The 16,944-nt window shown below is 65.7% G+C and carries 16 protein-coding genes and 1 pseudogene; 14 read left to right on the top strand and 3 right to left on the bottom strand.

Annotated elements, in window-relative coordinates; all coding sequences use genetic code 11:
• Positions 1 to 3 precede the first annotated feature (3 nt).
• The 8 genes and pseudogenes from D6682_03450 (at position 4) to D6682_03485 (ending at position 6,728) form a co-directional block, all read left to right on the top strand.
• On the top strand, positions 4 to 639 hold the full coding sequence (locus tag D6682_03450) for a hypothetical protein (GenBank protein ID RMH51784.1): 636 nt from the start codon (positions 4 to 6) through the stop codon (positions 637 to 639).
• Complete coding sequence (locus D6682_03455; GenBank protein RMH51785.1) at positions 626 to 2,107, top strand: DUF2029 domain-containing protein; 1,482 nt, start codon at positions 626 to 628, stop codon at positions 2,105 to 2,107. Before D6682_03450 ends, D6682_03455 begins: the two co-directional genes overlap by 14 nt.
• Positions 1,657 to 2,700, top strand: a pseudogene (locus D6682_03460) (hypothetical protein). Before D6682_03455 ends, D6682_03460 begins: the two are co-directional and overlap by 451 nt.
• A gap of 96 nt (positions 2,701 to 2,796) precedes the next feature.
• Positions 2,797 to 3,336: a glycosyltransferase family 1 protein gene (locus D6682_03465; protein RMH51806.1), complete on the top strand. Its 540-nt coding sequence runs from the start codon at positions 2,797 to 2,799 to the stop codon at positions 3,334 to 3,336.
• Positions 3,337 to 3,338: 2 nt separating this feature from the next.
• Positions 3,339 to 3,770 carry a WxcM-like domain-containing protein gene (locus D6682_03470; protein RMH51807.1) on the top strand — a complete coding sequence of 144 codons (432 nt, stop codon included), beginning with the start codon at positions 3,339 to 3,341 and terminating at the stop codon, positions 3,768 to 3,770.
• Complete coding sequence (locus tag D6682_03475) at positions 3,767 to 4,861, top strand: DegT/DnrJ/EryC1/StrS family aminotransferase (GenBank protein ID RMH51786.1); 1,095 nt, start codon at positions 3,767 to 3,769, stop codon at positions 4,859 to 4,861. Before D6682_03470 ends, D6682_03475 begins: the two co-directional genes overlap by 4 nt.
• Positions 4,858 to 5,736 carry a glycosyltransferase family 2 protein gene (locus tag D6682_03480; GenBank protein RMH51787.1) on the top strand — a complete coding sequence of 293 codons (879 nt, stop codon included), beginning with the start codon at positions 4,858 to 4,860 and terminating at the stop codon, positions 5,734 to 5,736. The genes D6682_03475 and D6682_03480 overlap by 4 nt, the downstream gene beginning before the upstream one ends.
• Positions 5,733 to 6,728, top strand: a complete 996-nt coding sequence (locus tag D6682_03485; GenBank protein ID RMH51788.1) for a hypothetical protein — start codon at positions 5,733 to 5,735, stop codon at positions 6,726 to 6,728. Before D6682_03480 ends, D6682_03485 begins: the two co-directional genes overlap by 4 nt.
• A gap of 195 nt (positions 6,729 to 6,923) precedes the next feature.
• On the opposite strand, the gene D6682_03490 is transcribed toward D6682_03485, so the two are convergent.
• The 3 genes from D6682_03490 to D6682_03500 are packed head-to-tail and all read right to left on the bottom strand — an operon-like array spanning position 6,924 to position 10,811.
• A complete protein-coding gene (locus D6682_03490) occupies positions 6,924 to 8,753 on the bottom strand; it encodes a hypothetical protein (GenBank protein RMH51789.1) in 1,830 nt (609 codons plus the stop codon).
• On the bottom strand, positions 8,558 to 9,364 hold the full coding sequence (locus D6682_03495; GenBank protein RMH51790.1) for an FkbM family methyltransferase: 807 nt from the start codon (positions 9,362 to 9,364) through the stop codon (positions 8,558 to 8,560). Before D6682_03495 ends, D6682_03490 begins: the two co-directional genes overlap by 196 nt.
• Before the next feature lie 43 nt (positions 9,365 to 9,407).
• Positions 9,408 to 10,811 carry a glycosyltransferase gene (locus tag D6682_03500; protein RMH51791.1) on the bottom strand — a complete coding sequence of 468 codons (1,404 nt, stop codon included), beginning with the start codon at positions 10,809 to 10,811 and terminating at the stop codon, positions 9,408 to 9,410.
• 83 nt (positions 10,812 to 10,894) lie between these two features.
• On the opposite strand from D6682_03500, the gene D6682_03505 reads away from it, so the two are divergent.
• From D6682_03505 to D6682_03530, 6 genes are read left to right on the top strand one after another with little or no spacing between them, the layout of a single operon-like run.
• Entirely contained in the window at positions 10,895 to 12,397 is a 1,503-nt protein-coding gene (locus D6682_03505; protein ID RMH51792.1) for a phospholipid carrier-dependent glycosyltransferase, read from the top strand.
• A 13-nt stretch (positions 12,398 to 12,410) separates the two neighbouring features.
• The gene (locus tag D6682_03510; protein ID RMH51808.1) at positions 12,411 to 13,151 is read left to right on the top strand and encodes a glycosyltransferase family 2 protein; all 741 of its coding nucleotides are present in this window, start codon (positions 12,411 to 12,413) and stop codon (positions 13,149 to 13,151) included.
• Positions 13,126 to 13,578 (top strand): hypothetical protein, encoded by a 453-nt coding sequence (locus tag D6682_03515; protein ID RMH51793.1) that lies wholly within the window; start codon positions 13,126 to 13,128, stop codon positions 13,576 to 13,578. The genes D6682_03510 and D6682_03515 overlap by 26 nt, the downstream gene beginning before the upstream one ends.
• Positions 13,575 to 14,813, top strand: a complete 1,239-nt coding sequence (locus D6682_03520; GenBank protein RMH51794.1) for a class I SAM-dependent methyltransferase — start codon at positions 13,575 to 13,577, stop codon at positions 14,811 to 14,813. The genes D6682_03515 and D6682_03520 overlap by 4 nt, the downstream gene beginning before the upstream one ends.
• A 2-nt stretch (positions 14,814 to 14,815) precedes the next feature.
• Positions 14,816 to 15,892, top strand: a complete 1,077-nt coding sequence (locus D6682_03525; protein ID RMH51795.1) for an NAD-dependent epimerase/dehydratase family protein — start codon at positions 14,816 to 14,818, stop codon at positions 15,890 to 15,892.
• Positions 15,775 to 16,935, top strand: a complete 1,161-nt coding sequence (locus D6682_03530) for a gfo/Idh/MocA family oxidoreductase (GenBank protein RMH51809.1) — start codon at positions 15,775 to 15,777, stop codon at positions 16,933 to 16,935. The genes D6682_03525 and D6682_03530 overlap by 118 nt, the downstream gene beginning before the upstream one ends.
• Positions 16,936 to 16,944: the final 9 nt, after the last annotated feature.

Raw genomic sequence — 16,944 nt, forward strand, 5'->3', positions numbered from 1 at the left:
GGCATGAGGAACGACCCGCTGCGCCGGCCGCTGCCCGCCATCCTGCTGCTTCTCACCCTCTTCTTCGTCTCCTCGGCCGCGCGCATCGCATGGATCGCCCACCAGCAGAACCGGCTGGCCCACGATGCGCTGCTACGGCACGACACCCGCCGGGCGATCATCCACTTCGAGCGGTCGATCCACGCCTGGCTGCCGTTCCTCTCCAACCCCGCATGCACCGAACTGCCGCGCCTGCTCCACCGGATCGAGCGGGAGCGGCCGGAGCTGGCCCTGGAGGGGTGGCGCAGGCTGCGCGGCGCCATCAAATCGACCCGCAACATCTTCGGCCAACCCAACCGCACGCTGCTCGCCGAGGCCAACCGGCACATCGCCCGCCTGGCGGCGCGTACCGACAAGGAGCATCGCATGACGCCGCAGGCGATCGAACGGGAGCTGACAGGCCTGCTGGCCAGAGAGCCCAGGGATGTAAACCGGTTCTGGGGAGTGGTGCAGTTCCTGTTGCTGCTGGCCTGGGTCGGCCTGGGCTGCCGGCTGATCTGGCTCTGGCCGCGGCAAGCGCTCCACCGGCGGATGCGGCTGCTCGCCGCAGCCGTCGGCTGCTGGATCGGCTGGCTGGGGGCGCTCTATCTCGCCGGATAAGCGCCGCGCCCTGCCGCGCCACCCCCTCGCCCCGGCGCTGCTGTTCTGGGGCGGTGCCACCATCGCCGGAGTGGTGCCGCCTTTTTCACGCGATGCGCTCAACAGCCATCTGGTCCTGCCCGGACTGTGGCGGCAGCACGGCCTGTTGTGGCGAGACCCCTGGCTCGCCTTCACCGCCTATCCGCCGCTGGCCGACCTCCCCTACCTCCTCTTCGCGCACCGCCCCTGGGACATCTTGGCCTCCTGCTGGCATGCCACAGGCGCCCTGGCCACCCTGCTGCTGCTGGATCGGTCGATGCGCAACACCGGCGCCTCCGACGGCGCACGCCGCTGGACCGCGCTGCTCTGGTCGACCATGCCGACCGTCGTCGCACTCTGCGGTTGGGCCTACGTCGACCTCTGGCTCTGCGCCGCCACCGCAGCGGCCGTCGCCGTGATCACCAGACCAACCATCCGCGCAATGGATGGCTGGTGGCTGGGGCTGGCGCTCGGCGCCGCACTGCTGATCAAGTACAACGCAGCCGCCGTCGCCATCGCGGCATGGCTCGGCATCGGCTGGCGGCTGGCCCCCGATCCCCGACTGCTTTGGGCCGTCGTCTGGCGCGCCTTGCTCACCCCGATGCTGCTGGCCGGCTGGTGGTATGCCGTCAACCTGCTGCAATTGGGCGGCCCGTTCTATCCGTTGGGGGTGGCAAATCCACCTGCGATCGGCCCGGTGGCGTTCCGGGAGCTGGCCTACCACGAACCCCATTGGTGGGCGCTGCTCGCCCCGCTGCGCGCCTTCTTCTACGGGGAGACCAACAACCCCCGGCTGTTCGACGGCATGCTCACCCCGCTGCCGCTAGTCGCCCTCTTCGGCTGGAGGCTGCGCGACCGACGCATGCAGGCCCTCGCGCTGGCGGCCCTCTGCTACCTCGCCTTCGCCGTCACCACCGCCATCCGCGCCCGCTACCTGCTGCCGGCGACCCTATTCATGCTGCCGCCGGCGATGCAGCTGCTCGAGGAGTCACCCAAGAGATGGATGCGGGTGTTGCTGCCCGCCGCTTCGCTGGCATGGTCGCTGGCCGTCGATGGGCGCTACCTGATGTGGCTGGCACCATGGGATTACTGGCTGCACGGCCGCGACACCTTCCTCGCCCGCCACCTGCCCGACTACCCGCTGCAGAGATGGGCGGCCAGACACCTGCCGCGAAACGCCCGCCTGCTGCTCATCCTGACCGGGGGCCGAGGCTATTACCTGCAACGCGACTTCCGCTTCCGCATGGGAGACGAGGGATCCCCACCGACGGCAGCGGAGATCCGCTCCTTCGACTACCTGCTCATCCGGCAGAAGAGCGCCGATCGACTCTACGACGGCAACCCAAACTGGCGGCGGTTGCGTCAACGCCTCTGCCCGGTGGCCCGAAGCGGCAGGTTCACATTGTGGCGCAACCGGCCTTGCTCCGACAAGGAGCGGCCGGAAGCATGAGCAGACTCCGCATCCTGCTCTTCACCCACGCCATCGCCCGCCACGCCGACGACCATCCTCAGTTCATCAACGAGCTGGCGTTGGCCTGGCAGCGGGCGGGGCACGAGGTGGAGATCCTCACCGCCTCGCACCACTCGATCGACCGGCAGCGGCTCGATCCACGCCTGCGGGTGACGCTCTACCGCTACGCCCCGAAGCGACTGGAACGGCTGGGCTACGGCGAATCGTTGCGTGAGGACCGACGGCTGGACCGTGCCGCACCACTTCTGGCCCCGCTGCTCTTCCTCGCCGGAACGGCAGCCCTCCGACGAAAAATAGGCTCCATGCGGCCGGATCTCATCCACGTACACTGGGCGCTGCCCAACGGCCCGATGGCCGCACTGGCCACCATCGGAACGGGGGTTCCCTACATCCTCTCCTTTCCCGGGTCGGATGTCACCGTAATACGCGCCCATCCGCTGTTGACGGCGATCGGGCGCTGGTGCTGCGCCCGCGCCTGCGCCCTGACCACCAACAGCCACGATCTGCGCGATGCGGTGGCCGCCTGCGGTGTACCGGCCGCGCGATTCCATTTCGTCCTCTACGGATCGGACGAAGAGATCGTTCCACGCGACGACGACTGCATCGCCCGCATCTGCACCCGATTCGGCATCGACCGCTCCACCACGTTGGTCCTTGCAGTCGGCAGGATGGTGCCCAAGAAAGGATTCCGCTACCTGATCGAAGCGCTCCCCAGAATCGACCGCCTGCTGGGAAGAACCGCACCCTGCACCCTGCTCCTGGTCGGGGAGGGACCTCTGCGGGAGGAGCTGCAGCGGCTGGCCGAACGACTGGGCGTGCGGGAACGGGTCATCTTCGCCGGCAAGGTTGCATATCGCCAACTTCCGCAGTGGTATTGGCTGGCCGACATCCTCGCCATGCCGGCGGTGCGGGAACCGGCCGACGGCCTCAATGTCGTGGTGGTCGAGGCGATGAAGTATGCCCTTCCCGTTGCGGCCACCGATGTCGGCGGCAACGAGCTGGTGGTCCGTGACGGAGAAAACGGGCGCCTCTGTCCGGAGCGGGATCCCGACGGACTGGCACGCTGTCTGGCCGAGCTGATCGAGGATCCGGAGCGGCGCACGAGGATGGGGGCGGCAGGCCGGCGCATCTTCCGCCAGATCGCCTCATGGGACCGGATCGTGGAACAGTACGAACGGCTCTTCCGCACCGCCGCCCGCCGGAGATGAAGATGGATGCGATCGTGGTACGCAACAGCGGATACATCCGGCTGAAGCAGATCACCGACGGCCGGGACGGCCGCCTCTGCATCATGGAGGCCCTGCGTGACATCCCCTTCGCCGTCAAGCGGGTCTACTACATCAACCATCTCGAGAACCGGGTCAGCATCCGGGGGGAGCACGCCCACAAGCAGTTGCAGCAGGCCATCTTCTGCCTGCAAGGAAGCTTCCTCCTGCGCCTCGACGACGGCACCAGACGGCAAGAGATCCTGATGAACCGCGACGACCTCGGAGTCCTTCTCGGCCCGGGGCTGTGGCACACCATGACCGGATTCTCCCCCGGATGCATCCTGCTCGTCGTCGCATCCGACTATTACGACGAAGCGGACTACATACGGGACTACGAGGAGTTCCTGCGCTTCGTCGGGACGGAGAGGGCATGATCCCGTTCACCGATTGTCGCTGCCATCCGGAAGCGCTGCGCCGGCAGATCGACGCCGCGATCGCACGCGTGCTGGAGCGCGGCCGTTACATCCTGGGGGAGGAGGTGGCTACGTTCGAGCAGGCCTTCGCCCGATATCTCGGATCCCGTTTCTGCATTGGTGTCGCATCGGGAACCGACGCCATCACCCTGGCCCTGATGGCACTGCAGATCGGTGACGGCGCGGAGGTGATCACCACCGCGTTGACCGCATACCCTACCATCACCGGCATCGAACGCGCCGGGGCTCGACCGGTGGTGGTGGATGTCGACCCCCACGACGGGCTGATCGACCCGCAGGCCGTCGCCGATGCGATCACGCCACGTACCGAGGCGATCGTCGCCGTCCACCTCTACGGCAAATGTTGCGCCATGGAGCCGTTGCAGGCCATCGCCCGACGCCACGGCCTCGCCCTAATCGAGGATTGCGCCCAGGCCGTCGGAGCGACCCTCGATCGGCACAAAGCCGGCACCATGGGGGAGATCGGCTGCTTCTCCTTCTACCCGACCAAGAACCTCGGTGCCATCGGCGACGGCGGCGCGGTCGTCACCGACTCGGAGAAGCTGGCGGAGCGGTTGCGTATGCTGCGCAACTATGGACAGAGCGACCGCTACCACCACCGGATCCCCGGCCTCAACAGCCGGCTCGACGAGCTGCAGGCGGCGATCCTGCACGCCAAACTACCGTGGCTCGATGAGTGGAACAGACGCAGACGGGAGATCGCCGCCACCTATATGCGAAGGCTTCCCCCATCCATCATCCCTCTGGCTGCGCCAACCGACCACGGCCACGTCCATCACCTCTTCGTCGTCCGTACCCGACGGAGGGAGCAGTTCATGGAACGGATGGCGCAGCAAGGGATCGCAACACTGATCCACTACCCGGTGCCCGCCCACCGCCAACCGGCGATGGCCAGGCACCATCCCCTCCCGCCACGGCTGCCCCATGCCGAGCAACTCGCCGATGAGGTGGTCAGCCTGCCCCTCCACCCTCTGCTGAAGGACGAGACGGTCGAAACCATCATCGAGGCTGCGGCCGCGGCCATACCATGACCTCCCACCCATCGTCCGAGACCCCACCCGAGCTGACCATCGTCATCCCCGTCTTCAACGAGGCCGGGGCGATCGGCCAGGTAGTCCGCAAGGTACGCACACTCCACCCGGAAGCAGAACTCCTGGTGATCGACGACGGATCCGACGACGCCAGCGGCACCATCGCAGAGCAGGCCGGGGCCACGCGAGTCATCCGCCACCCCTACAACAAGGGCAACGGCGCAGCGATCAAGCGGGGCATTCACGAAGCGCGCGGCGCGATCGTGGTGTTGATGGACGGCGACGGCCAGCACGATCCGGCGGACATCGCCCGCATGATCGAACACTTCCCCGAATACGACATGGTGGTCGGGGCGAGGGGGCGGGAAGGTCAGGCCGGCTGGCATCGCGCGTTGGCCAACCGGATCTACAACGGGCTGGCCAGCTACATGACCGACTTTCCCATCGAGGATCTGACCAGCGGCTTCCGCGCCTTCAAGCGGGAGATGATCCTCCCCTACCTCCACCTCTTCCCCAACGGCTTCTCCTACCCGACCACCTCGACCATGGCCATGCTCAAGGCGGGCGCCAACCTGAAATACATCCCGATCCGGACCGCCCCCCGCATCGGCAACAGCAAGATCCGGCTGCTGCACGACGGCTCCCGCTTCTTTCTGATCCTGATGAAACTGGTCACCCTCTTCTCGCCGATGCGCATCTTCCTGCCGGTCTCCGCCCTCTTCGGCAGCATGGGGGCGACCTACTCCATCTACACCCTCTCGCACGGCCGCTTCACCAACATGGCCGCCCTGCTGCTGATCGTGGCGGTGCTGGTCTTCCTGATGGGATTGATCGCGGAGCAACTGGCCGCAATCCACACCCAGGGCCGACGATGAGACGCGCTTCCTCCCGCCTCGCCCCCTTCATCATGCTGGCCGCAGCCCTCTGGCTCGGCGGGATGTTGTGGGAATCGGCGGAGACAATCACCGATCTCTTCCGGACCATCCGTCCGGAACGGCTGGCGACCGCAACGGTGCTGATCCTGCTCTCCCTGCTGACCAACGGCCTCATCTATGCGTTGATCCTGCGCCATGCCTCAGGTGTGCGCATCCCCTTCTCCCGGGTCCTGCGGATCTACTTCCCCTCACAGATCGCCAAATATCTACCGGGCAAGGTGTGGGGCATCATCTATCCGGCGGAACGGATGGCCGCCTCCGTACATCCCCTCCACACCTGGCAGGCCAATGTCGAGGCCATCTTCTGGTCGATGGCCCAGGCCGTGATGGTCACCGTCTGGCTGATCTCCTGGCAATGGGGGGGCGGCATCGGCCTGCTCGCCGGCATCGGCACCCTCTGCGCTCTGTTGGTTCCCGCCATACGCCGTGGATGGGTGGCCCGTACCATCACCGGCATCACCGGCCGTCTCTTTCCCGGCATCACCGGCCGGGCAGGCACCCCGACCGGCAAGGGGTCGATGTGCCTGTTGATCCTGCTGCTGCTCGATACAGTGCTCTACATCACAGCCTGGCGAAACATGCTCCCTGCCGGAAGCGACCTCGGCGAGGCCTGGACGATGGCATCGGCCTATCTACTGGCGTGGAGCGCCGGTGTCCTCGTCTTCATCGTGCCCAACGGCGCCTTCGTGCGGGAGGCGGGCTTCGTCGCCGTCGGCACCCTCTTCGGCGCGCCGCGCGACCAGCTGCTCTTCTATGCGGCCCTCGCCCGCGCCCTCTTCATGGCCGCAGACATCGCCGCCGCACTGCTCGCGCTCGCCGCAGCCAGGATCATACCCGCGACAAGCCCTACCCCCGTTCCGCACGAACGGAGCTTGTCGGAGCGCCCTGCCATCTCCGCGCAAGAGCACCGACCATCGCCGCCCGCCACCTGATGGCGGATCGAACGCCGGCCTCTGCGCCATCCGCCCAAATTCCCTCCACAGACAGATCATCGTGTCATCGTGGCCATGGACGACCGCGCAAAACGGGGGCTTGCACAGGCAAGCGACGGTTTTGTAGGGCGATCGAAGGCCGCGCTCTTCGATCGCGTCAAGCAACAAGTCCATGGACGGCGCCTTGCGGTCTGATCACGGATCGGTTTGCCGCATCCACACCTCGATCGTCGGGGTAAACTGCCGCAAATCATAGGCGGTGAACGGTGGCAGAAAGCCAAGACCGATCATCGGGGAAGCAAATCGGGCCAAAGGCTGCGGCGACAGCTCCGAAGCCAGCCTGTGCCAAGCGCGCGCCTCCCGCCGATCGGGGTAGGAGGCACCCAGGCGCTCGATTTCGGCATACTGCTCGCGATTCACCACCAGAAATCGCCACCCTTCGTCGCCCAACAGATCGGACCAGCGGAAGACCAGATGCCACCGATGGATCGATGCCGGCACCGGCAAGGTGTAGAGATCCCCGCGATACTCCCGTTTGCCCGCGATCTCACTGCCGCGCGGCAGATGTTCCACCAGCCAGAGGGCCGCCCGATCCTGCGGGGCCGGCAAGAGCAGCGCTCTGCTGTAGGCCACATCCGGCACCAGACTTCCCCCGATCGACAGCACCAGCAACAGCAAGGCCCATCCCCTGGTGCGGACTCCACCGCCCCACCTCCGCCAACAACGCCGCAGACCGGCGGCAGCCAACACAGCCAGAAGAGGAAGCAACGGTACGGTGTAACGTACCATCACCCATCCCGCCCCCGCCAGCAGGACACCGTAGGCAACGATCACCCCCCACAACGCCAAATCCTCCCTCCTGCGGAACAAGAGAGCGCAACAGAGCCCTGGCAGCACGAGCAACAGCAGCGGATATCCTACCGCCTGGGGAAGAATCCATGTCGCATATTGCCACCATACCGGACCACGGCCGAGCGCCTGCACGATCGGCTCGGACTGGTAGCCCCACTGTACCCTGAGCCCAGCGAGGAAATCGCTGAAATGGAGCAGCGTATGCGGGGATGCGATCAGATAGCCCGCCACACTCCAACCCATCGCCCGCCACACCATCGCCCTGCCGTCCCTGCTCCACAAACCGGTACTGCTCTGACGACGCAGCATGACCAGATAACCGACGGCCAACACCGCTCCGGGGAAACGGGTGGCAACGGTCGCACCGAGCAGCAGGCCGGCAAACACAAGGTTCTTGTGCAACGCCCCGATCCCGCAGCCGATACGGGCCATCAACCAGAGATTGAGCGCAAACTCCAGTGCAAACAGGGTATCGGGCCGCACCCGTTGGGCCCAGAAGAGATGACCGGGCATCACCGCCACCATCGCCACTGCCAGCAGGGCCGTCCGACGACCGTACAACACGGACGCCGCGACGAAGGTGACCAACAAGGAGGCGATGCTGCAACAGAGCATCACCAGACGCGCCACCACGATGTGACCGCGCATCGTCGCCATCCCCAGTTGATCCGCCAACAGGTTGCAGCCGTGGAGGAAGCTGTAGAACAGCGTCCCCCCATAGATGAAATGTTTGGCGATCAGCCGTCCGTCGAAGAGCCACTCGGCCCAGGCAAGCAGCGCCGCCTCATCCGGGTGGAGGGAAAAGCCGGGATGCAGCCCGTTGGGCAATCCCCAGAACAACGCCACCGAGCGCAACACCAACGCCACGACCACGACCAGAGCGAGCCAGAGCAGAATCCCATCCCGCCGCCCACAGGGTGGACGGTTCCGCGCATGCGCACCGGCTACGGAGACGACCGTCGCACCACCTCCCCGCGTCACCGAAAGAGCAGATCCTCGTACCGACGTCGGGAGAGCACGCGCAGCACCTGCCCAACCTCGATCGGACCGGCGATCCCCTTCCGAGTCAGCCGGAAGATCCGGTATCCGCAACCACCCATCATCCGCAGCAGCGCATCCACGCGCACCCCGAAGCGCTCCTCCATCAACCGGGGATCGAGCTCGATCAACCATGCCGGACGACAACGCCGGATCGTCTCACGGGCCCCACGAAGCGCATGCAGTTCCGCCCCCTGGATATCGAGCTTGACCAGAGCCAACGAAGGCCATGAGCGTGCCTCCATCAGCGCGTCGATCGTCTGCGTCTCCACCTCGACGGCTCCCTTGCCCGATGCAACCGTCAACACATGATCACCGGGATGGAAGGGATTGATGCGCAACGACCCACTGCCGACATGGTCGGAAACGGCGACAGGCAACACCTCCACCCTTCCATCGGCGATCGCTTCCCGCAGGCGGCTGCGCAACCGTCGAAGATTCCGTGCTTCGGGCTCCAGTGCCAACACACGCCCGCCACAGTGTACCCAACGGGCGAAATAGTCGGTGTAGAATCCTATATTCGCCCCGACATCCATGACGTATGCCCCTGGAGGAATCAGCGCCCGAAGATGGCGGGCGGCCGGAGCCTCATAGAAACGTTTGTAGCAGAGATAGCCCCACTCCACCCCCCGGGCCACCCACGGCCGATCGAGCAGACCGATACCGCAGGCGGCGGCATATCCCCGGAGCAACAGCCGCTGCACCCGAGGGAGATCGCCGTCGCCCGTCACCAGAGCGTTCCACACGCCGGCCGCCCGACGTACATCCCGACTCCCGGCGCCGGACTCCTCACGACTGTTTGATCCGACGGAATGCCTTCCAACTCATGCGCAACAGCAGCCAGCCGTGACGCCAACGGTCGATGTTGGTCGAACCGTAGCTGCGACGACGATACCGCACCGGAAGATCGAGAATCTTGAGATTGAGCATCGTCGCACCGAAAAGCAGGTCGAAATCACCGAACGGATCGACGCTGCCCGACTGACGACGCAACCGCTCGATCCGCAGATAATCACGCCGATAGAGCAGTTTGGTCCCGCACAGGGTATCGCGCAACGGCTGATCGAGCAGCCAGGTGAATAGCAGACTGAAAAACTTGTTCCCCACCCGATTCAGGGTCTGCATCGCCTCCTCCTCCATGGGGTAGATCAGGCGACAGCCATTGACGAACTCGGCACGGTTGGAAACGAGGAGACGATAACCTCGCGCCAGATCTTCCGGCGGAACGGTCAGATCGGCATCCAGGATGGCAAGGATCTCCCCCTTGGCCAGTGCAAAGCCGGCACGAACGGCATCCCCCTTGCCCCTGCCCGGCTGGGTCACCGACCGGATGCGCAGTTCCCCTGAGCCATACTGTTCCACCACCCGTGCGATCTCCTCCGCCGTCCCATCCGTCGACCCTCCCTCAACGAAGATCAACTCGGTGAACGCCCCCATGCGAGGCAGACGCCGTACCGCGGCATCGATCGTACCCGCTTCGTTCCGTGCAGGGACGATGACCGAAATCGACGGCTGCTGCGGCAACCGACAGGTCAGCGGACGGGCGATCACACACTGGACCAACCCGAACAGACGCACCCCCGGAAGATGGACCAGCCAGCGGTTGCACAGAGACGCGAGCAGGGGCAGGGGCAAGGGGAGCAGAAGGCGCATCCGGGTGCGTACCGCCTCGAATCCCGAAATCTGAAGGAAGATCCGCAAATCTCCGAGATTGATCCAGTTGTGTATCCCTTCCGGCATTTTCCATCCACAACGCTCGGCCATGGCCAACAGGGGACGCCACAGATGGTTGTAGCTGTTGATCAGGATGCGGGTGCGCGGATGGCAGATCCGTGCCAACCCTTCGAGCACGCCTTGGACATCGACCAGATGGCCCACCAGATCGGAAAGCACGATGTAGTCGAAGGGGGCGGAAAAACCAAGCGCCTGCGCATCCATCACTGCAAGGTGCAGGTCGGGATAGCGCGCTCTGGCGAGCTCCACCATACGCGGGCTGAAGTCGATGCCATACCTGAGACGGTTGGGCAGGGCCGCCAGAAGATCGCCGGTGCCGCAACCGATCTCCAACACCGTGCCATCCTCCGGAATATTGGCCTTGAGCCATCGGATCAGCTCCGAGTAGTAGTACCGGTTCCTGCGCACCCAGCGCGGACGCTCCTCTGCCATGGCGTCGAATCGGGCACGCAAGCTCATCACGGATCCCATCGCCTGACAGGAAACACATCCGCGCTTTCGGCTTGCCGCCCCCGGATACGACCGACAGCATCGCCCCAATCATGTCTTCCCCCACTGTTCCCCGTTCCGATCCAGACCACCGTACCTCCTCGCTGCTCCTGTTGTTCCTGATCACCCTGGGGCTGCTGATCCGTCTCTCCTACATCGAACAAACCGAGGTAGACCATCCGATCCGAGCGGACGCCCTCCACTATGTCACCTACGGATACAACCTCTACCGACACCACACCTTCTCCCTGGCCACGGGAGAGCAGCCGATCCGTCCCGACTCCTTCCGCTCTCCCGGCCTTCCGCTGCTCATCGCCGCGGCCATCGCCGCCGGGGGAGAACGCTACTGGTACGACACGCTTTTGCAGTGGCAGGCGATCCTCGGCACACTGGTGGTGGCACTCACCTACCTGACGGGACGCCGCTTCCTCTCCCGCACAGCGGCATTGGGCGCCGCCACCCTCACCGCCATCTCCCCCCACCTGGTGGCCATGGGGGGATATATCCTGACCGAAACCCTCTTCTCCTTCCTGCTGCTGCTCTCTCTGTGGCTCTTCCTGCTGCTGGCCGGGCGAAGCGGCACGCAGATGGCGGAAGCTCCCTCCACCCTGTTGCTCGCCATCGCGTGTGCCATCGCCTTCGGATGCGCCTGGCTGACCAACGAGACGGCCCTCTTCATCCCCTACCTCCTCATCCTCTTCCTGCGAAGGCGGGAGCGGCAAAGCACGACGACCACCCCGCTTCCCCGCCGCACCATCGCCGTCATGCTCGTCCTCTTCACGCTCTTCCCACTCACCTGGAACCTGCGCAATCTGCTGGAACAGATCCCGCCCCAACTGCGCGGGCAGGCGCGGGCACTCGCCACCATGGCCCACGGCAGTTATCCGGACTACCTCTACAAGAACCCGGAACTGCGCTACTATCCCTACCGTGACGATCCACACTTTCAGGAATACAGCGCATCATTCTCCAACTTCATCCGCATCCTCGCCCATCGTGCATCCGAGGAGCCGCTGCGCTACCTGCGCTGGTACCTGTTCGACAAGCCGCGCACACTCTGGACCTGGAATATCCTGCAGGGCCAGGGAGATGTCTACGTCTACCCGGTGACCCGCTCCCTCTACCAGAATGATCCCCTGTGGGATGTCACCCGCCGGGCGATGAAGTTGCTCCACCCCGTCATCCTGCTGCTGGCGCTGGCCGCACTCCCTCTCTGGCTGCGCCGTCGCAAACAGGAGGCGGACGCAACGCCCGCCACCGCCCCGGTCGGGGCAGGGGTGATGATGCTCCTGCTGATCTACTACACCCTGCTATACAACTGCTTCGCCACCTGGCCCCGTTACGCCGTCCCGTTGCGCCCCGAGCTCTACCTCTGGAGCATGTGGGGGCTGGAGGCACTCGTCACGATCATCCTTCGACGACACAGCTGCCCCACGTCACCAGCCGATGGACAGCACCGCAACCCTCCCCATCCCGCCGCTCTGCACGATGGCCATACAGACACCATCGTCATGGACAAGGCGATCGACGCGCACCCCGTGAACCGTGCAGGATGATTGCGACCCGATGATGCAGACCTGCTCGGTCATCATTCCCACCTTCAACGAAGAGGCGACCATCCTCCGGCTGCTGGAGCGGGTTGCCCGAACCCGGCCCGAGGAGACCACGCTGGAGGTGATCGTGGTCGACGACTGCTCCACCGACCGGACGGAGCAGCTGTTGCGGGAACGGCCGGAACTCTACCACCGCTACATCCGGCTGGAGCGCAATCAGGGCAAGGGCGGGGCCGTCATCGCCGGCCTCAGGGCGGCAAGCGGTGACATCATCCTGTTTCAGGACGCGGACCTCGAGTACGACCCCGCAGACTACCCCCGCCTTCTCGCCCCCTTCCGCGCCTTCGGCGCCGATGTGGTCCTGGGCAGCAGGCTCTCCGCCCCGCCCTGCACCCGGGTGTTCTACTTCTGGCACAAGGTGGGCAACCGCTGCATCACCCTGCTGTTCAACCTGCTCAACAACACCACCTTCACCGATATCTACTCCTGCTATCTCGCCTTCCGCCGACCACTGATCGACCCGGACGAACTGCGCAGCCGCGGCTGGGAACAACAGGCCGAAATCCTCAGCCTGCTGGCGCGCCGGGCGGAGCGGCTCTATGAGGTGCCGATCAGCTACCACGGCCGCAGCTACGAAGAGGGAAAGAAAATCAAACCGCACCATGTCTTCGGCGTCGTCGGGGCGATCATCCGTTACCGCATGACGGCCGCAGGCCGAAGGAGGAACAACCATGCCGATCGATCCACCCACCGATGAGGAGCGGGCCGCGTGGCCCGGGCAGGTGATCGTCCCCCTGCCGGAGCCCTTCACCGATGCACGCGGCATCATCCAGCCGCTGGTCGATCTTCCGATGCGAAGCGCCGTGCTGATCACCTCGGAGGCAGGCACCGTCCGTGCCAACCACTACCACCGGACCGACTGGCATTTCTGCCTGGTCCTCTCCGGTACCATCGACTACTACCACCGCCCGCACGGCAGCAACGCCCCACCCGAGAAGGTGACCATTCGGGCGGGGGAACTCTTCTTCACCCCGCCGATGGTCGACCATGCGATGTATTTTCCCGAGAAGACCCGCTTCCTCACCCTAGGGCGCAACTCCCGCCGTCAGGAGGTCTATGAGGCGGACGTCCACCGCATCCCGCCGCTGGTGGAACCACCGACGAAGGGGGGGAGCGGGGATTGACCCTGAAGCAGCGCCACGACTGCCGGCTCTGCCATGGGGAGGGGCTCATCCCGGTGCTGGAGCTGACGCCCACGCCGCCGGCCAACGCCTTCGTCACCGAAGCGGAGCGGCACCACCCCCAGCCATGTTATCCGCTCACCCTCATGTTCTGCCCCACCTGCCACCACCTGCAACTGCAGGAGGTACTCGACGCAGCCACCCTCTTCCGCCACTACCTCTACGTCTCCGGCACATCCCCCGCCTTCGTCCGCCACTTCACCCGCTATGCCGACCAGCTGCGGGGTCTGGCCGCGCTGGAGGCGGGAGCGCTGGTGGTCGAGATCGGCTCCAACGACGGCACCATGCTGCGCCGTTTCCGGCAGCACGGCTGCCGGGTGGTCGGCGTCGATCCGGCGATCGAGATCGGTCGGGAGGCCACGGCATCCGGCATCCCGACCATCACCGCCTTCTTCACCCGCTCGGTGGCCGCCGGGATCGTCGAACGAGAGGGGAAGGCCCGTTGCATCGTGGCCAACAACGTCCTGGCCCATGTCGACGACCTGGACGAGATCCTCCATGGGGTGCGCTTGCTGCTCGCCGACGACGGCCTTTTCGCCTTCGAGGTTTCCTGGTTCGCCGATGTGATCGACCACTGCCTGTTCGACACCATCTACCACGAGCACCTCGACTACCACACCGTCGCCCCCCTGCGCCGTTTCCTTCGGCGCCACGAAATGGAGCTGGTCGGCGCCCTGCCACAGCAGAGCCACGGGGGATCGATCCGCTGCCTGGTCCGCCACCGCCGGTCGGCAGGGGAGATCGACGCATCGGTGGCACAGGCCATCGCCCGGGAACGCTCGCTGGGGCTGGATCGGCCGGAGACGATCCGCGCCTTCGGCCGCCACATCGACGCCGCGGGCGCCAGGCTGCAGCAGCTGCTCGCCGGGCTCACACAGAAGGGGCGGCGGATCATCGCCTACGGCGCCCCGGCCAAGGCGACCACCCTGATGTACCACTTCGACATCGATTCTCCGACGATCGAGGCGATCATCGACGACAATCCGCGCAAGCAGGGTCGCTACTCGCCGGGCAAGCACCTGCCGATCGTCGACGCCTCCATCCTCGAACACGATCCCCCCGACTGCATCCTGATCCTGGCGTGGAACTTCGCCGAAGCGATCATGGAGAAGCTGGCCGCCTTCCGCGCGGGCGGTGGCCGCATTCTCGTTCCATTACCCCAACCTCGACTGATCTGACCATGACCGACGACCACCATCTGCCACAAGATCTCACCGACACCACCCGACTTCTAGGAGAGACCGTCGAGGCCTTCGCCGGCAAGCGGCTGCTCATCACCGGAGGAAGGGGCTTCCTCGGCCGCCATTTCGAGGCGCTCTTCCGCCACCTCAACGCCACCGTCCTGAAGCCGAACCCCTGCCGGCTGCTGCTCATGGACAATCTGATCACCGCAGGGGCCGCCGGGCAGCGGAAGCCATGCGATACGAAGGAGGGAACGATCACCTTCCTCCACCACGACGTCACCCATCCCTTCGACGACGGCGAAGGAGTCGACTACGTCATCCACGCCGCCGGCATCGCCAGCCCCTATTACTACCGTGCCTACCCGCTGGAGACGCTTGAGGTCGCCACCACCGGTTGCCGCAACATGCTCGATCTGGCCACCCGCTACCGCGCCCGGATGATCTTCTTCAGTTCGAGCGAGATCTACGGCGATCCCGATCCGCGCCACGTCCCCATTCCCGAGAGCTACCGCGGAAACGTCTCGGTGGCGGGGCCGCGCGCCTGCTACGACGAGAGCAAACGGCTGGGGGAGACCCTCTGCCACATCTACCACGAGAAGTTCGGCACCCACACCAACGTCATCCGTCCGTTCAACGTCTTCGGTCCGGGCATGCAGGAGCTGGACTACCGGGCACTACCCAACTTCGCCAGCCGCATCAAGGGGGGGCTGCCGCTCAACATCTACGGCAGCGGCGACCAGACCCGCACCTTCTGCTACATCGTCGATGCCTTGAACGGCTTCCTGCGGGTCGTCGCCCGCGGAGTTCCGGGCGAAGCATACAACATCGGCACGCCCGGTCCGGAAGTGTCGATGTTCGAGCTGGTGGACTACATCGAACAAGCGTTGGGACGGAAGATCCCCTGCCACACCATCGAGTACCCGGACAGCTACCCGGCCGACGAACCCCGCCGCCGCTGCCCCGAGATCCGCAAGGCACGGCTGCAGCTCGGCTACGAGCCGGCGATCGACCTGGTCGAAGGATTACGGCGCTTCTTCTCCTGGACGGAAGCGCACTACCGCGGGGTGCAGTGACGCCGCCCCCTCCCCTGGCCCTCGGCCTCATCGGCCCCGGGGCATGGGGCGCCCACTACATCCGCACCATCTCTACCATGGCGGGCATCCGCCTGACCCGTATCGCCGGGCGCCGACCGGAACGGCTCCGCCCCTATGCGGACCAAGGATACAACATCGCCCACCACTGGCGGGAGCTGATCGAGGCCGACGACCTCGACGGAGTCATCGTCGCCACCCCCACCTCGACCCATGCCGACATCGTCCGGGCGGCGATCCGCCGCCGCCTTCCCGTGATCGTCGAAAAGCCGCTCACCCTCGATCCGGGAGAGGCAGCGGAGCTGCTGGAGGAGGCCCGCGCACATCATGCCACCGTCCTGGTCGACCACATCCACCTGCACAACCCCGCCTGGCACGCGCTCAAGGAAGCGCTGGCCGCCGACGCGGCGCCGATCCACCACATCACCGCCATCGCCGGCCGCCGCGGGCCATTCCGCCGCGACACGCCGGTGCTGTGGGACTGGGGGGTGCACGACGCGGCCATGCTCCTCGATCTTCTCGGCCGGCCCCCGGAGCGGGTCGATTGCCGCATCACTCCCGACCCTCCGGGCGAGCTGGTAGAGCTCCTTCTGACCTTCCCGGAGGGGATCTCCGCGTCGGTCACCGTCGGCAACAACCTCCAGCGGCGGATGCGCCGCTTCACCGTCCATACGGACCGGCAGTCCCTCTGCTTCGACGACACCCTTCCGCAGAAGCTATGGCGTCTTCCCCCCGCCTCGGAACAGGCCGGTGCGCAGGCCCCTCCGACCGGAGGAAGGGCGCTGCCCCATCCACGGCAAGCACCGCTGATAAGGCTGCTCGACCACTTCGCCGCACGGATCCGCGCCGGACAAAGCGACTGGAGCGACCTGCAGCTCGCACGGGCGGTGACCGGGTTGCTCCACCGCTGCCAACTCCAGGCCGTTGATGCGCGGAACGGCGCGATGCCGCCCTCGCCTGCGCTCTTCGATCGCCGTCAAGCAAAACGTCCATGGACGGACGTTTTGCGGTCGGATCGGAAATGACGGCTTCGC

Source organism: Zetaproteobacteria bacterium (assembly GCA_003696765.1).
Taxonomy (GTDB): Bacteria; Pseudomonadota; Zetaproteobacteria; order Mariprofundales; family J009; genus RFFX01.

Coding starts and splice junctions, on each gene's coding strand:
- D6682_03450 (RMH51784.1), top strand. CDS start 4: ATGAGGAACGACCCGCTGCGCCGGCCGCTGCCCGCCATCCTGCTGCTT.
- D6682_03465 (RMH51806.1), top strand. CDS start 2,797: ATGGTGCCCAAGAAAGGATTCCGCTACCTGATCGAAGCGCTCCCCAGA.
- D6682_03470 (RMH51807.1), top strand. CDS start 3,339: ATGGATGCGATCGTGGTACGCAACAGCGGATACATCCGGCTGAAGCAG.
- D6682_03475 (RMH51786.1), top strand. CDS start 3,767: ATGATCCCGTTCACCGATTGTCGCTGCCATCCGGAAGCGCTGCGCCGG.
- D6682_03480 (RMH51787.1), top strand. CDS start 4,858: ATGACCTCCCACCCATCGTCCGAGACCCCACCCGAGCTGACCATCGTC.
- D6682_03485 (RMH51788.1), top strand. CDS start 5,733: ATGAGACGCGCTTCCTCCCGCCTCGCCCCCTTCATCATGCTGGCCGCA.
- D6682_03490 (RMH51789.1), bottom strand. CDS start 8,753: ATGGTTGATCGAGCTCGATCCCCGGTTGATGGAGGAGCGCTTCGGGGT.
- D6682_03500 (RMH51791.1), bottom strand. CDS start 10,811: ATGAGCTTGCGTGCCCGATTCGACGCCATGGCAGAGGAGCGTCCGCGC.
- D6682_03505 (RMH51792.1), top strand. CDS start 10,895: ATGTCTTCCCCCACTGTTCCCCGTTCCGATCCAGACCACCGTACCTCC.
- D6682_03510 (RMH51808.1), top strand. CDS start 12,411: ATGCAGACCTGCTCGGTCATCATTCCCACCTTCAACGAAGAGGCGACC.
- D6682_03515 (RMH51793.1), top strand. CDS start 13,126: ATGCCGATCGATCCACCCACCGATGAGGAGCGGGCCGCGTGGCCCGGG.
- D6682_03525 (RMH51795.1), top strand. CDS start 14,816: ATGACCGACGACCACCATCTGCCACAAGATCTCACCGACACCACCCGA.